The 13,884-nt window shown below is 60.9% G+C and carries 15 protein-coding genes; 9 read left to right on the top strand and 6 right to left on the bottom strand.

The window, feature by feature from the left end; genetic code table 11:
* Window positions 1-25 precede the first annotated feature (25 nt).
* Entirely contained in the window at window positions 26-832 is an 807-nt protein-coding gene (locus tag B5526_RS12570) for an N-formylglutamate amidohydrolase (RefSeq protein ID WP_079538471.1), read from the top strand.
* Here B5526_RS12570 and B5526_RS12575 read toward each other — a convergent pair.
* Together B5526_RS12575 and B5526_RS12580 are read right to left on the bottom strand one after the other, a co-directional pair.
* The gene (locus B5526_RS12575; protein ID WP_154071283.1) at window positions 829-1,803 is read right to left on the bottom strand and encodes a DUF3592 domain-containing protein; all 975 of its coding nucleotides are present in this window, start codon (window positions 1,801-1,803) and stop codon (window positions 829-831) included. The genes B5526_RS12570 and B5526_RS12575 overlap by 4 nt on opposite strands.
* A 176-nt stretch (window positions 1,804-1,979) precedes the next feature.
* Window positions 1,980-2,597 (bottom strand): LysE family translocator, encoded by a 618-nt coding sequence (locus B5526_RS12580; RefSeq protein WP_079538472.1) that lies wholly within the window; start codon window positions 2,595-2,597, stop codon window positions 1,980-1,982.
* A gap of 439 nt (window positions 2,598-3,036) precedes the next feature.
* On the opposite strand from B5526_RS12580, the gene B5526_RS12585 reads away from it, so the two are divergent.
* Window positions 3,037-3,705 carry a TetR/AcrR family transcriptional regulator gene (locus tag B5526_RS12585; protein WP_079538473.1) on the top strand — a complete coding sequence of 223 codons (669 nt, stop codon included), beginning with the start codon at window positions 3,037-3,039 and terminating at the stop codon, window positions 3,703-3,705.
* A 235-nt stretch (window positions 3,706-3,940) separates the two neighbouring features.
* Here B5526_RS12585 and B5526_RS12590 read toward each other — a convergent pair whose 3' ends face one another.
* Together B5526_RS12590 and B5526_RS12595 are read right to left on the bottom strand one after the other, a co-directional pair.
* On the bottom strand, window positions 3,941-4,150 hold the full coding sequence (locus tag B5526_RS12590) for a PRC-barrel domain-containing protein (protein ID WP_079544952.1): 210 nt from the start codon (window positions 4,148-4,150) through the stop codon (window positions 3,941-3,943).
* Between the two features lie 14 nt (window positions 4,151-4,164).
* The gene (locus tag B5526_RS12595; protein ID WP_079538474.1) at window positions 4,165-5,358 is read right to left on the bottom strand and encodes a patatin-like phospholipase family protein; all 1,194 of its coding nucleotides are present in this window, start codon (window positions 5,356-5,358) and stop codon (window positions 4,165-4,167) included.
* A 389-nt stretch (window positions 5,359-5,747) separates the two neighbouring features.
* On the opposite strand from B5526_RS12595, the gene B5526_RS12600 reads away from it, so the two are divergent.
* Genes B5526_RS12600 through B5526_RS12610 form a run of 3 tightly spaced genes read left to right on the top strand, consistent with a single transcriptional unit; the run spans window position 5,748 to window position 8,869 of the window.
* Window positions 5,748-7,049, top strand: a complete 1,302-nt coding sequence (locus tag B5526_RS12600) for an HlyD family secretion protein (protein ID WP_244562281.1) — start codon at window positions 5,748-5,750, stop codon at window positions 7,047-7,049.
* Window positions 7,042-8,583 carry a DHA2 family efflux MFS transporter permease subunit gene (locus B5526_RS12605; RefSeq protein ID WP_079538475.1) on the top strand — a complete coding sequence of 514 codons (1,542 nt, stop codon included), beginning with the start codon at window positions 7,042-7,044 and terminating at the stop codon, window positions 8,581-8,583. The genes B5526_RS12600 and B5526_RS12605 overlap by 8 nt, the downstream gene beginning before the upstream one ends.
* Window positions 8,584-8,641: 58 nt before the next feature.
* Entirely contained in the window at window positions 8,642-8,869 is a 228-nt protein-coding gene (locus B5526_RS12610; RefSeq protein ID WP_079538476.1) for a hypothetical protein, read from the top strand.
* A 204-nt stretch (window positions 8,870-9,073) separates the two neighbouring features.
* Here the strand turns inward: B5526_RS12610 and B5526_RS12615 are convergent, their stop codons facing one another.
* Together B5526_RS12615 and B5526_RS12620 are read right to left on the bottom strand one after the other, a co-directional pair.
* Window positions 9,074-9,613, bottom strand: coding sequence for a hypothetical protein (locus B5526_RS12615; protein ID WP_079538477.1), 540 nt, complete (start codon window positions 9,611-9,613; stop codon window positions 9,074-9,076).
* 16 nt (window positions 9,614-9,629) lie between these two features.
* On the bottom strand, window positions 9,630-11,075 hold the full coding sequence (locus tag B5526_RS12620) for an LVIVD repeat-containing protein (protein WP_079538478.1): 1,446 nt from the start codon (window positions 11,073-11,075) through the stop codon (window positions 9,630-9,632).
* Between the two features lie 175 nt (window positions 11,076-11,250).
* On the opposite strand from B5526_RS12620, the gene B5526_RS12625 reads away from it, so the two are divergent.
* From B5526_RS12625 to B5526_RS12640, 4 genes are all read left to right on the top strand, one after another.
* Entirely contained in the window at window positions 11,251-12,480 is a 1,230-nt protein-coding gene (locus B5526_RS12625; protein ID WP_079544953.1) for an alpha-hydroxy acid oxidase, read from the top strand.
* Window positions 12,481-12,581: 101 nt separating this feature from the next.
* A complete protein-coding gene (locus B5526_RS12630; RefSeq protein WP_079538479.1) occupies window positions 12,582-12,896 on the top strand; it encodes an ArsR/SmtB family transcription factor in 315 nt (104 codons plus the stop codon).
* Window positions 12,889-13,347, top strand: coding sequence for an SRPBCC family protein (locus tag B5526_RS12635; protein ID WP_079538480.1), 459 nt, complete (start codon window positions 12,889-12,891; stop codon window positions 13,345-13,347). The genes B5526_RS12630 and B5526_RS12635 overlap by 8 nt, the downstream gene beginning before the upstream one ends.
* A 45-nt stretch (window positions 13,348-13,392) precedes the next feature.
* Window positions 13,393-13,866: an SRPBCC family protein gene (locus tag B5526_RS12640; RefSeq protein WP_079538481.1), complete on the top strand. Its 474-nt coding sequence runs from the start codon at window positions 13,393-13,395 to the stop codon at window positions 13,864-13,866.
* The last annotated feature ends 18 nt before the right edge of the window (window positions 13,867-13,884 follow it).

Raw genomic sequence — 13,884 nt, forward strand, 5'->3', positions numbered from 1 at the left:
TTCGATAGGCAATAGTTAAGGAACAATGGCTTTGGACAGCGAAGTCGACGCATCTTTACTTAGTCGGGAAGATGCCGCGCCGGTTCATGAAGAAAATGCGTTGGGACGCTCGCCGTTCCTCTTGACGTCGGATCATTTCGGCCGATTGATCCCGGCAGCGCTCGGCGACCTCGGGCTTCCCGTGAGCGAGCTGACGCGGCATATCGCCTGGGATATCGGCATTGCCGCCGTCGCCTCCGCGCTGTCAAAGCATCTCGACGCGCATCTGATCGCGCAGCGTTATTCGCGGCTCGTGATCGACTGCAACCGCCCGCCGGCCGCGCCAGGCTCGATCCCGCGCATCAGCGAGGCGACCGTGATACCCGGCAATGAAGGCCTTTCGCGCGACGCGGCCGAAGCGCGGCGCCGGCAGATCTTCGATCCCTACCATCATCGCATCCGTGAGGTGATCGACGCCCGGCTCGCCGAGAAGCTGCCGACGGTGCTGGTGTCGCTGCATAGTTTCACACCGGTTTATGCCGGGATCGCGCGACCCTGGCATATCGGCACGCTCTATCATCGCGATACGAGATTGCCGCCGCTTTTACTCAAGATGTTGCGCGCCGAGGCAGATCTCGTGGTCGGCGACAACGAGCCCTATGCGGTGAGCGACGAGACCGATTACACGATCCCCGTGCATGGCGAGGCGCGCGGCCTGATGAATTCAGGCATCGAGATCCGGCAGGATTTGATCACTGATCCCTCCGGGCAGACCGAATGGGCGGAGCGGCTGGCGCGGGTTCTTGCCGAGATCGAGACGACGTTGCGCCCGCAGGGGTTCTTTTCGGCTTAAGCCGCGTGCGCAACGAAATACGCGCCGGCCGCGAAGCCGAGCACGATCAGCCATAGGATCCACGCAAAACCCGCGCGCGGGTCGAGCACCGCCTCGGAAGGATTGGCGGGGTTGACGTAGACATTGACGATGGCGCCGTTTCGATAAGCGTTGGTGAATTTGCCCACGAGCCAGCCCGAGGTCGAGCGCACGCCGGTGGTGAGGCTTGAGTGGACATTGGTGTAGGCGACATTGTTGTAGCGGTAGGTGTAGGAGACCGTTCGCTGAAACATCGCCTCGCCCGGCACGAAGTCGCTTTCCGGCGCGGTGCGGTATTGTTCGAGCGCCGACATCCGGATGGTGCCCGGCACCACCGGCCAGTCCTTTGCCAGCGATGCCTGCCGCTGCAGTGCGAGCGCGAACAGCGCCGTCACAAAGCCGAATGCGCCGAACGCGACTACCAGCGGCGACGTCTTGGGGTTGGCGAGCCGCGTCGCGATGAACTCGCTTAGCTGATGCAGGCCGATGGCCGAGCCGAACACAACCGCGAGCACGATTCCCGTTGCGATACCGAGGCAGGCCCACAGGACCTTCGGCAGGTCGCGGTCCAGCACCGCCTCGTGCGGATACAGCGGGTTGTAGTAGACGGGCACAACGGTGCCGACCGGATAGCGCGCGATGGTCTCGGCGACCTCGAAATTGCCGCGGTCTTCACTGACGCTGACGCGGTTGCTGCGCAAGCTTCGGCCGCGGACGGAATATTCGTAGACGATATTGGCGAAGTTGCGCCGCTCGAAGCGATAGCCGTCGTCGCGGCTGTTGTCGATCACCCTGACCTCGCGCACTTCGGAAGTAGAGGTCACCACCTTGCCCGTCGCCTGCGGCCAATTCCTGGCGGCGCGCACCTCCAGCGTTTTATAGGTCGCGGCAAAAAGGATCAGCCCGAGCGGCGCGAGCAGCATCGCATAGACTTGCCAGGGTAGATCGGGCACGAACGCATCCTCGTAAAACCGGCAGTTGGCGGTTAGACGCAACGCCGGCTCGGCCGGTTCAATGCCCTCCCGATCGTGATCCGATTAGATTCAATCGGATCACGATCTCATCTCTTTGTTTGAGCATGATCTTTTCGGAAAACCGGTTTCCACTTTTCCGGATCATGCTGCCGCGCTCAGCGCGCCCGGGTCAGCGCCAGCCAGATGCCGCCGCCGATCATGAAGCCGCCGGAAAGGCGCGACAACAGCCGCGTCCGCCGCGCCGAGAAGAACAACCGCGCCCGGCCGGCGAGCAGCGCATAGATCGAATCGGTGATCGCCCCCGTGATCATGAAGGTGACCCCGAGCAGCGCGACTTGCGAAAAATGGTCGCGGCTCATGTCCATGAACTGCGGAATGAAGGCGCCGAAAAACACCAGCACTTTTGGATTGGACAGCAGCACCAGGAACCCTTGCAGGAAAAATCCGCCGCGCGGCGGGGGCGGCGGCGCGTCGTCCTTGACGCCCTCGACGGGGCTGCGGATCAATTTGATGCCGAGCCAGATCAGATAGGCTGCGCCCGCAAAGCGCACCCAGTCGAACCAGTAGCCCATGGTCGCCATCAGTGACGTCAGCCCGATCGCGACGATGCCGATCACGATTGCAAGGCCCGCCTGGACGCCGGCGATATTAGTGAGCGCCGCGCGGGTGCCGTGGCGCAGGCCGTTGGCGATGACCAGCGTCACGACCGGGCCAGGCAGCAATGCCAGCGCGATGCAGGCGGCGACGAAGGCGAGATAGACTTGCAGGGACATGTGGGGGGCTCGTGGGTTGATCGAATGACAACTCGATTATGCACGTTCGGCCCACAACCGAAAGATCGCCCTCGTGCGGCCCCCTCGCGGGAAAAGCGTAGCGAGAATGCGCACCCGGATCGGCGCTCCGAGCGCGGCTCGTCCTGACCCGCCCAAAGAGCCGCCGAGGGGGCTGTTCTCGGCGGCTCTCGCGCCGCGACCGTTCTTGGGGGACGGGGGTTGTTCGCCGGCGCTAACGGTGAATAGTTGAAAGCCGTTTCAGGTATGGTTCAGCGACAGGTTCGATCATTGCCCTCCCTTTGTGACCGGTTCCGCGACGTGGCCGGGTATTCGGCGCCTTGGAGACTCGTGTTACGAACAGCATTGATATTGCGTCACATCAAAACTATACTGTATCGTTTATATAATCCCACTTCGGCTGGCTGACAAGGGGCTTTGGATGGCGAAGGAAGCAACTATTGTGGCGACGCGCCCTGCCCGGCGGGGGAGCGGCGGCCGTCCCACCCGAGAGGAGGCCGTGCGGCGCGACGCGCGTTTGCTCGATGTCGCAACGAAGCTGTTCATGGAGCGCGGTTTTGACTGCACATCGATCGATGCGGTCGCGGAAACCGCCGGCGTGAGCAAGCCAACCGTCTATTCGCGTTATCGTGACAAGCGCGATCTGTTCACAGCCGTGCTGCGAGCCACGATCCAACGCTGGCTTGCTCCTCTATCGGCGGCGGCCGAGGCCGCCAAGGTCAACCCCAAGAGCGTAGAGACGACGCTGCACGATCTTAGCCGGCACGTGCTGGCCCACGCTTGGACACCCGAGGTGATCATGCTGCGCCGAACTCTTGCGGCTCAGGTCGTCCAGTTTCCGGAACTGGCAAAGCTCGCGCATGAAGAGGGTTGGCTGCGTGGAGTTCGGGCCGTGGCAAGCCTGCTTCAACAGTTTGCCGACCGCGGCCAGATCAAGATCGACGACCCGGCAATGGCGGCCGACCTGTTCCTCAGTCTTGTACTGGGAAATACCGACAAGCACCACGGCGTCGCAACCCGTCCAAAGTTTCAGGAACAACGGAGAGAGGCTGCCGTCAAACTTTTCCTGAATGGCGTGAGGCCTCGCTGAGAGCCTGCAGCTAGCGCGTGATGACTTTAGGTTGAGGCACCGCGGTGACTTCTCCCTCGCCCCGCTCTTGCGGGGAGAGGGTTGGGGTGAGGGGCTGTTTCCGCGAATGGTGAAGCACAACGTATGCGGAGAATCCCCCTCACCCGGATCGCTGCGCGATCCGACCTCTCCCCGCAAGCGGGGCGAGGTGATCGAACTTGCGCAGGCGACGATTCAAACTCAAAATCATCATGCTTTAGCTTTGCGCGAATTTGACGGTTGAGACAGGCCACTTTCCCGGGTGGCCTTCGATGGAAATTAGCAGGCCGTGAAGATCGTCAAGCCAGATGGCCTCCACCGTCCCCGCCGTACCGTCGGTCATGACCACCGCCTTGCCGACAAGCTGCGCGTCCGCCTCCTCGAATGCGTGGAGGATCGCTACCGCACGACGCTTTACAGCGGTCATGCGAGTCTCGCCCCTCATTGCATCGTTGCCGATCTTCGGTAACGAAAATCGCTCTGCAAGGAACCATCCGGTGGCGGCGCCTTCGCCCAGAAATCACCGGTTTTGGCCTTGTCATATCCGTATTGAAAAAGGGAGCGCATGTAGCTGGTTTCAAAACCGGATGCGCCAGGTGACGGAACATCCTTGGCGATGTAGGTCAGATTGAATCCGAAATTGTTGCGGCGAGCGAAATCATAGGTCTCATAGAGCACCGAGCGGATCTGCGTCTTGGTTACCGACGCGGAAGCTCGTACGGCGATGCCGATCGTGCTGTTCGGCACCAGCTGGAAGTCTCGCTCGACCTTATCGTTCACCAAGACATAGATGTTCATGCGAAGACCTCTGGCGAACGCTCCGTTTCGCAAGAGGAATGCTTCCGGCAACGTCAGGACCGGCGCCGTCACGCCTCCATCGACATGCATCTCCTGGAAGCGACGCCCGTTCGCTTCGGCATCGATCAGCATCGGCGGGAACACCACCGGGATGCTTGCGGACGCGGCCAGGACATCCCTGAATAAATCCAGCGCCTGGGGGGACCCGATCGCCGCGATGCGGCCCATATCCCAGATCACCGTGCGCTGCGTATCGAGATTGGTCGTGACGATGAGAAGCCTTCTGCCCTTGGCGTGTTCGGCGGCGATTGCCGCGAGCATGTTCTGGCCGACATAGCGGGCAACAAGCTCGCGCAGATGCGTATTTCCAAACAGGCCGGATCCGAAGAGAGCATGCACGACGCTTGGCGTATTGAGCAAGCTTTCGGCGATGCCGCTGGTGTAGACGTCTCGCAATGTCTCGTCGTAAGCAGGGCCGAGAAATGCAAATGGGGCAATCAGGGCACCCGTGCTCACCCCCGAAACTGCTGAAAATTCGGGACGCGTCCCTGCCGCCGTCCAACCGTTCAGCACACCGGCACCGTATGCGCCATCGGCGCCGCCCCCCGACAATGCAAGATAGCTGAGAACGCCGGCTCGAGGATTCACATTCGTCTTGAGAAAAGTCGATGCAGGCTCGTCCGCATAACTACGCAGTTCGCCGAGATCCAACACCCGGGAAGATGCCGCATCGGACGCCGTGTACGATGTGCGAGGAAGAGAACTGCAGCCGGCAAGAACCAACATTGCAGCTAACAGCGCAAATGGCCGGACATGCGATTGTCGACGTGAACACATGACTCTTTCCCGGCTTGCTTAACAACGATTTTGCTACGGGGGACTTGGCGCGGACGCGAGCGACTGCTTCGTCTCCAGCCGAGTGTTTGCTTCGCAACGTGTGTTGCTCGATTCCTTCACCCGTTCCACAACGTCACTTCCATCCATCGTCATCCAAAATCCTCCTTGTCAGTCACCTGAAACTGTATTATGTAAACGATACAGTGTGGTTTTGATACTGGCTAACGGTATGACCACGGTTTGTAAAGTAAGTCTTAAAGGCCCGGTTTCGCGCACCTGGCCCTGAACCGGCCGTTGCCGGATTCAGGCGTCTGCAACGCCGCACTCAAGTTCGACGCGAAACCTGGCTCGCGCATGTGATGGGCGGGTGGAAGGAAATAGAGCAAGTCATGGCTAATCCGAACGAAATCCATTCAGGCATCCGCGGTGCAGACGTCGAAGAAATCGATGGCCCCCGTCCCGAGCACAAGATCCGTCACCTGACGCGCCGTCTGTCGGAGGCCAAGGCTTCAGGCACAGGCGGGGTCGTCAAACCAGAATCAAAAGTCGGCCCAGACGATCGCAAGCCCGAGGCGAGGCCGTCGGCTGAACCGCCCCTCGCCGCTGCGGCGGCGAGTTCCGTGACGTCGAAGAAATCGTTGCGTCGGCCGTTGATGTTCGCGTTGCTGCCGGTGGCGCTCATCGCCGGCGGATATTTTTATGTGACAGGCGGCGCCGTGATGTCGACGGACAATGCCTATGTGCAGGCCGACATGGTCGGATTGTCGACCGACGTGTCCGGAATCGTTCGTGAGGTCTCGGTTCACGACAATCAGAAGGTCGCGAAAGGCGACGTCCTGTTCAAGCTCGACGATCTGCAGTTTCGGCTCGCACTGGATCGCGCCGAGGCCCAAATCGGAAACACGCGAAACGATCTCGTTGCGCTCCAGACCAACTACCGCAACATGCAGGCCCAGGTTGAACAGGCCCAGAAGGATGTTGACTTCAACATGGTCAACTTCCAGCGCCAGGAGCAACTGATTGCCAACAACTTTACGCCAAAAGCCACCTTCGACGCCGCCCGCAATACCCTGCAAGGGTCGCAGCAGAAGCTTGCCTCGCTGAATGCGCAGCTTGCAGGCATTGCCGCAAACCTCAACGGCAACCCCGACGCGCCGATCGAGGATCATCCGCGATACAAGGATGCATTGGCCGCGCGCGACGAGGCCGCGCGCCAGCTCGCGCACACCATCGTGCGAGCCCCCTTCGCCGGCATCGTGACCAACGTACCGTCGCTGCAGCCCGGCCAGTACCTTGCTGCCGCGGCAACGGCATTCAACATCGTCTCGACCGATCACGTCTGGGTTCAGGCGAGCCCGAAGGAAACCGAGCTGACCTACGTCAAGCCGGGACAGAAAGTGACGGTAGAGGTCGATACTTTTCCAGGCCAGCGGTGGGTCGGCACTGTCGAAAGCATAAGTCCAGCGTCAGCATCGAGCTTTTCCCTGCTGCCGGCGGAGAATACCAGCGGAAACTGGGTCAAGGTCGTCCAGCGCATTCCAATGCGTGTCAGTGTCAGTAATGCCCCCGGTAAGCCGCCGCTGCGCGTCGGCATGAGCGTCGAGGTGAATGTCGACACCGGGCATGAGCGCGGGCTGCCCAGTTTTATAACTGATCTTTTTGGATCGTCATCGGAAGCTAAAGATGGCTGACGCTATTGCCGGCGCTCCACAGCCGATCAACCGCGGCGCGATCACGGCATGTGTGATTCTGGCCGTTATCATGCAGGCGCTCGATACCACGATCGCCAATGTCGCGCTTCCCTATATGCAGGGCAGCGTGTCGGCAAGCGCGGATCAGATTAACTGGGTGCTGACTTCCTATATCGTGGCCGCGGCCATCATGACCCCGCCATCGGGGTTTCTTGCCAGCAAATTCGGCCGCAAGCGCGTCTTGATGGCGGCCGTCGTCGGCTTCGTCCTTGCATCCGTGCTGTGCGGCATCGCGCAGTCGCTGGTCCAGATCGTGGTTTTCCGATTGCTGCAAGGATTCTTCGGCGCAGCGCTGGTTCCGCTTGGCCAGTCCGTTCTGCTCGACATCTATACGGTGGAAGAACGCGGGTCTGCCATGGCCGTATTCGGCGTCTCGGTGATGGTCGGGCCGGTGCTGGGTCCGGTGATCGGCGGCTGGCTGACCGACCACTACAGCTGGCGATGGGTATTCTATATCAACGTGCCTCTGGGAGCGCTCGCATTCGCCGGCATATCGTTCTTTCTCAGCGAGACGAAGATCAGCACGGCAGCGAAGCTTGACTGGCTCGGATTTGGCAGCTTGAGCATCTCCATTGCCGCCATGCAGGTGTTTCTGGATCGGGGTGCGCAACTTGACTGGTTCTCTTCCTTCGAAATTCTGATCGAGGCGGTCGTCTGCGCATCGGCACTTTACATCTTCCTCGTCCACACCCTTACCGCGAAAAACTCCTTCGTGAATCCCAGACTGTTTCTCGATCGAAATTTCGCGGTCGGGGTGCTGTTCATCTTCATCGTTGGAATAACCTATCTCGCGTCACTGGCGTTGCTGACGCCCTATTTGCAGACCCTGATGGGTTATCCCGTGGTGACCGCAGGTATCGTCATGGGCCCGCGGGGCTTGGGCACCATGGTCTGCATGTTTCTGGTCGGCCGCCTCGTCGGGCGCATAGATACAAGGCTTCTTATCCTGACCGGCCTGCTGCTGACGGCCTGGGCCATGTACGACATGACGGGATGGAATCCGAACGTCTCGCAATGGACGATCGCAGTAACCGGATTCATCCAGGGAGCCGGGCTTGGATTTTTGTTCGTTCCGCTTAACACCGTCACCTTCGCCACACTTCCGCCCGAGCAGCGAGCGGACGGCACCGGTGTGTTCAACCTCTCCCGTAACGTCGGGTCCAGTGTTGGCATATCGATCGTGTCTTATCTGCTGATCAGAAACAATCAGGTCAATCACGCGACGATCGCGAGCCATGTCACAGCCTTCAATCACGCATTCGACAACAGCACCGTGCGGCAGGCCTTGAGTCCCTGGACCGCGAGCGGACGCGCGGCGCTCGATCAGGTCATCCAAACCCAGGCTTCAATCATCAGCTACATCGACGATTTCAAGCTGATGATGATCCTTCCACTTGCCGCCATTCCACTCATCCTGCTGCTGAAGCACACGCCAATTTCTGCCGACAACGACCATGCGATGGCGATGGAATGAACGGCACCTCGCGCTTCGATCGCGTTGCACTTGTCTGAAGTCTAATGGAGGCAACACCATGCAAAAAGCCTTACTGACGCTCGCCCTGCTATTTCTCCTGATTTCAACCGGCGTCCTCGCTCACAGCGGCACGGAGCAAGAAGAGAAGGCTTGCACCCGCGACGTGCAGCGCTTCTGCCGCAAGCTGATGGATCAGGGCGATTTTACCATTCTGGCTTGCCTCAAGGAAAATCGTCCAAAGCTGTCTCCCGCGTGCCGCTACGTGCTGGTCAGCCACGGGCAATAGCCGCCTTCTCCCTCGCCCCGCTCTTCGCGGGGAGAGGGCATAGGCGGCCTACGGCCGCCGTTCTAGATAGAAGAACGCCGATGCGAAGCATCGGCTATGGTGAGGGGCTGCCTCCACGAATACCGTATGCGCGGTGAGTCCCCCTCACCCGGATTGCTTCGCAATCCGACCTCTCCCCGCAAGCGGGGCGAGGTTAAGCACGCCTTACCCTCCGTCCATCACGAGTCTCATCCAGCGCATGATCTCGCGCGAGCCTAGAAACTCCAGCGCTACGCGCTGAACAACTGACGCCTTGCCCGTGCCTTGCGCGACCGCCACCAAGAGGTCGCAGCGGTGGGAGACGGCGATGCCGATTGCCGAATGCGGCGAACCCTCGGACATGCGGAGATCATAGGCCCGCAAGCGTCCGGGCATATCGGCAATCCGGATCACCCTCCCCGGTTCAAGCGGGGCAAACCGTTCGCTGATCAAATCGAGATCAGCGACGCGGTCGACTTCGTCGTCATCGGCGACGCCGCTATCGCAATTGCAAAAGCCGATTTTTGGCCGCACATAGATTTCGACCTGCTCGCCGCAAAACTCGTTTTCGCAGCGGAAGGCGCGGCCCGCCGGCCAGCCGTCGCGCGGAAACGGCCAGGCGATTTCGCGCCAGCCGTCCGCGTTCGACCGCGCCCGCTCGTAACCGGCGGAGCCGGACAGCGCGAAAATCGCGATCGCAAACGCGCTCAGCAGCAGTCTTCGCATCTGAAATCGCCGCGCATCAGGGCAACCCGGCGACCGCGCGCGCGGAGCCGGTCAGTTCGAGGATATGCAGGCCGGTATTGGCGCGGTCGACGATATAGATATAGCCGCGCTCGTCGGTCTCGACATTGTTGGTCTGGATCGCGACCTTGCAATGGTCCTTGCCTTCGCTGGTGACGCAACGCTTGTCGGTCGCCGCCGTGATCGAGGGAATGAAATAGCCGACCTCGGTCGGATGATAGGGATCGCGGATGTCGAGCGCGCGCACGCCGGCATTGAAGAAGGCGATGAACGCCATCTTCTTGTAGTAGACGGGCGCCATGCTCTCGTTGGAGGAATGCGAGCCGAACCGCCCGCCCCGTTCGCAGAACGAGCCGCTCTTTTCCGGCACCGTATAGCTCGAGATCATCATCGGATTTTTCTCGACAGTGACGTCGGCGAACCACACCATCTGCCGCGGCTCGGCGCATTCGTTGACGATCGCCTCGTCGACGATCATCACGATGTCGCGGCTGCTCCCGTCCTTGTCATGGGCGAATTCGGCAATCGGCATCTTCAACATCGGGAACGTGGTGTGAGCGCCGTTGAAAGCCGACATCGGCATTCGCGCAATTTCCGGAAAGCGGAGGTTTTCGGGCGTCGGCTCCTTCGGGCCGTTGATGAGCTTGTCGCGATCGACGATCTGCAGCACGCCGCCCTTGTCGGTGCCGTATCCGAAATAGATGCGGTTGCCTTGCGGCCCGGTCGAGATCGGCCCGTGAACCTCGGTCGGCACCGCACCGGTTGCGCCCGGCTCCTGACCGGGGAGACCAAAATCCCTGATTTTTGTCGGATGCGCGGGATCGCTGAGATCATAGACCTGCGTCATCCGGCGCGTGCGCCAGTCCGGCGCGCCCGACACCAGAAACGCAATGCCGGTGTCGCATTCCCACCAGCTTTTGTGCGTGTCCTTCAAGCCGCCGATGCGCGTGACCAGCACGGGATTGGCGGGGTCCGCGACGTTCCAGATTTCGTGCGCCTCGCTGCCAAAGGTGCGTAGCATATAGACCGCGTTGCGGTCGCCCTTGGGCAATGCCTTGCCGTCGCAGACGCGCACCATCTGCGCGCCGCCGGACTCATATTTTCCTTCCTGCCCCGGAATGTGCCGCAGATATCGGGGCTGCGCGGGATCGGTGATGTCGACGATCGAGGTGCCGTTCGGCTCGGCCTTTCCGGTCAGCGGATTGATCGGCGCCGGAATATCGTCGGTGCCGCCGTGATGACCGATATAGGCGATCCAGCGGTCACCCTGATGGTGGATGGTCGGCTGATAGGCGCTCCTCGCCTGCAGGTCGTTCCAACCAACCAGCTTCATATTGGAAGCTTCGGGCGGAGCGCCGATTATCTGGCTCTGCGCATAGACGCCGACGCTTGAGGCGATCAAGAAAATCAAGAGACAGGTTGCCGATTTGACGTAACGGTTCATGTTTTTTCCACCCGGGCTGTCGAAAACCAAACTTCGTTGGCTGGTTTGGCAAAGCTATCATAGCGAAGGCCGCCCCGATTGCACTACGCCTGGCATGCTGAATGCGCAGAGTGCAATGCAGCGTGCGGCGAAGCTTGGAATGCGCGAGTATCTCTTCTTTTTGGGGGAGCCAACGATGTCGCCGCATCACATTCAGCTCGCCAGCCGCCGCCGTTTGTTGCAATTCCTCGCTGCTAGTCCGCTGTTCGCGCGCGAGGCTTTGGCGGAAGCATTGCGTCCGTCCGACCCGGCCGAATGGGCGCCGCGCGATCTCGACAAATTGATTACCGATCCCAAGCAGGCGCTCGACGTGTTCGATTTCGAGCCGGTCATGAAGCAGAATGTTCCGCCCGCGCATTTCGGCTACATGGCAACGGGCGTCGATGACGAAGCAACGCTGCGTGCCAACCGCGAGGGTTTTCGGAAATTTGCGTTGCGGCCGCGACGGCTGGTCGATGTCAGCAACATCGACATGAGCATCGAGATTCTTGGCGCCAGATATGATAGCCCGATCGTGATTGCGCCGACCGGCAGCAACCGCGCCTTTCACCCCGATGCCGAGATCGCCGTCGCCAAGGCGGCGAAAGCGGGCAATCATCTGCAAATTCTATCCACCGTGGCAACGACCTCGATCGAGGACGCCATCGCCGCGCGCGGCGCGCCGGTGTGGTTTCAGCTCTACACCACGCAACGCTGGGAAGTTGCCGAAGGCCTGGTCAAACGGGCGGTGGCCGCGGGCGCGCCGGCGATCGTGGTGACGCTGGACGTGCGAACGCCGGCGAAATGGGAGACCTTTGTCAGACTGCGGCGAACCGACACGCGCGAATGCGGAAGCTGTCACGGCCTCAACGACTATCTATCGCGAAAACCGAATTTTGCCGGCATCGATCTCGGCGGCGTCAGCACGACCGTCGTTACCAACCTGACCTGGGACCTGATCAAGCGGTTGCGCGATGCGGTCAAGGTCAAGCTCGTGCTCAAGGGCATTCTTGGCTTCGAAGACGCAAAGCTCGCCACTGAGGCCGGGATCGATGCGATCGTCGTCTCCAATCACGGCGGGCGTGTGGAAGACGGCGTCAGTGCGACCATCGCGGTGCTGCCGGAAATTGTCGACGCGGTCGGCGGCCGCATGCCGGTCCTGGTCGACAGCGGCTTTCGCCGCGGCAGCGATATCGTCATGGCGCTCGCGATCGGCGCGCAAGCCGTCTGTATCGGCCGGCCTTATCTTTGGGGGCTCGGCGCGTTCGGTCAGCCGGGCGTCGAGCGCGTGCTCGCCATCCTGCGCGCCGAAACCCGCAACGCCATGGCGCAGCTTGGCGCGCCATCCGTGAGAGACCTCACGCCCGCGATGGTGCGGCGAGTCTGAGTTCCCTCAGGCAGCAAAAACCTCACGCCTTGGCCCCAAGAAACCGACGGCGAAAAACTGCGGCTTGACATGCAACCATTTGGTTGCCTATTGTGTCCGCCATGGATGAGGTCTTCAAAGCGCTGGCCGATGCTTCCAGGCGGTCGCTCTTGGACCGGCTTCACGCCAACAACGGACAGACCCTGAACGAACTCTGTGACGGCCTCGCCATGACGCGGCAGGCGGTCACAAAGCACCTTGTGATCCTCGAAGACGCCAACCTCGTCACGACCTTCAAGCATGGCCGCGAGAAGCTGCACTACCTCAACCCGGTGCCGATCCACCAGATCGGCGAACGCTGGATCAAAAAATTCGAGCGCGCCAAACTTGTCGCGCTTACCGAGTTAAAACGACAACTGGAGAACCGCGATGAGTAAGCCGGAATTCGTCTATGTCATCTACATTCATGCGCCGTCTGAAAAGATCTGGCAGGCGCTGATGGACCCCGAGATGACGAAAGAATTCTGGGGCCGGCATCGCAACCAGTCGGACTGGAAGATCGGCTCGGCGTGGCGGCACGAAAACTATGACGATGCGACCGACATTGCGGTCGCAGGCCACATCGTTGAAAGCGACCCGCCGCGGCGCCTGGTGCTGACATGGGCGCGGCCGGACGAAACCGACAAAGCGGCCTTTTCGCGCGTCACGTTCGAGATCGAGGAGTTCATGGGCTCGGCGCGCCTGACCGTCACCCACAGCGATCTCACGCCTGAGACGCTGCGCAACATCAGCGCCGGCTGGCCGGCTGTGCTGTCCAGCTTGAAGAGCCTGCTGGAAACCGGAGCCTCGCTGCCGATGACACGCCGGAATTGGAAGAAAGCCCGCTGAAATCTCTGTCGCACCGAATTGAAACCACAACTGGAGAGAAGCGCGATGAGTAAGCCGGAATTCGTCTATGTCATCTACATTGCCTCGACGCCCGAAAAAGTCTTCGCAGCGCTGACGGATGCAAAAATGTCGGAGCAATATTGGGCCGGCAATCGCGTGGTCTCGGACTGGAAGATCGGCGCCGCGTTCGCGCTCAAGCTCAAACGTGAAGAGACCGACGTCACCGGAACAGTGCTCGAATACGATCCGCCGCGTAGGCTTTCCTATTCGTTTCATCCGCAGCACAGCGGCATGGACACAGAACCGCCGTCGCGCGTCACCTTCGAGATCGAGCCGCAGAAGGATCAGGTCCGGCTCACCATCGTTCACGACGGTTTCGAGCCCGGCAGCAAGGCGTTCGAGAGCATCAGCCGCGGCTGGCCGTTCGTGTTGTCGAGCCTGAAGAGCTATCTGGAGGCCGGCCGCGTGCTGCGCGCGCACTGGTACGAAGACGAGAGCGCCCAGCAAGGCGCGGCATAGATCGCGAGTTCATGAGTT

It is taken from the genome of Bradyrhizobium lablabi, from assembly GCF_900141755.1.
Classification (GTDB): Bacteria; Pseudomonadota; Alphaproteobacteria; order Rhizobiales; family Xanthobacteraceae; genus Bradyrhizobium; species Bradyrhizobium lablabi_A.

Excerpts from the sequence above, each read along its gene's own strand:
- B5526_RS12570 (WP_079538471.1), top strand. The coding sequence starts at position 26 with ATGGCTTTGGACAGCGAAGTCGACGCATCTTTACTTAGTCGGGAAGAT.
- B5526_RS12580 (WP_079538472.1), bottom strand. The coding sequence starts at position 2,597 with ATGTCCCTGCAAGTCTATCTCGCCTTCGTCGCCGCCTGCATCGCGCTG.
- B5526_RS12585 (WP_079538473.1), top strand. The coding sequence starts at position 3,037 with ATGGCGAAGGAAGCAACTATTGTGGCGACGCGCCCTGCCCGGCGGGGG.
- B5526_RS12590 (WP_079544952.1), bottom strand. The coding sequence starts at position 4,150 with ATGACCGCTGTAAAGCGTCGTGCGGTAGCGATCCTCCACGCATTCGAG.
- B5526_RS12595 (WP_079538474.1), bottom strand. The coding sequence starts at position 5,358 with ATGTGTTCACGTCGACAATCGCATGTCCGGCCATTTGCGCTGTTAGCT.
- B5526_RS12600 (WP_244562281.1), top strand. The coding sequence starts at position 5,748 with ATGGCTAATCCGAACGAAATCCATTCAGGCATCCGCGGTGCAGACGTC.
- B5526_RS12605 (WP_079538475.1), top strand. The coding sequence starts at position 7,042 with ATGGCTGACGCTATTGCCGGCGCTCCACAGCCGATCAACCGCGGCGCG.
- B5526_RS12610 (WP_079538476.1), top strand. The coding sequence starts at position 8,642 with ATGCAAAAAGCCTTACTGACGCTCGCCCTGCTATTTCTCCTGATTTCA.
- B5526_RS12615 (WP_079538477.1), bottom strand. The coding sequence starts at position 9,613 with ATGCGAAGACTGCTGCTGAGCGCGTTTGCGATCGCGATTTTCGCGCTG.
- B5526_RS12620 (WP_079538478.1), bottom strand. The coding sequence starts at position 11,075 with ATGAACCGTTACGTCAAATCGGCAACCTGTCTCTTGATTTTCTTGATC.
- B5526_RS12625 (WP_079544953.1), top strand. The coding sequence starts at position 11,251 with ATGTCGCCGCATCACATTCAGCTCGCCAGCCGCCGCCGTTTGTTGCAA.
- B5526_RS12630 (WP_079538479.1), top strand. The coding sequence starts at position 12,582 with ATGGATGAGGTCTTCAAAGCGCTGGCCGATGCTTCCAGGCGGTCGCTC.
- B5526_RS12635 (WP_079538480.1), top strand. The coding sequence starts at position 12,889 with ATGAGTAAGCCGGAATTCGTCTATGTCATCTACATTCATGCGCCGTCT.
- B5526_RS12640 (WP_079538481.1), top strand. The coding sequence starts at position 13,393 with ATGAGTAAGCCGGAATTCGTCTATGTCATCTACATTGCCTCGACGCCC.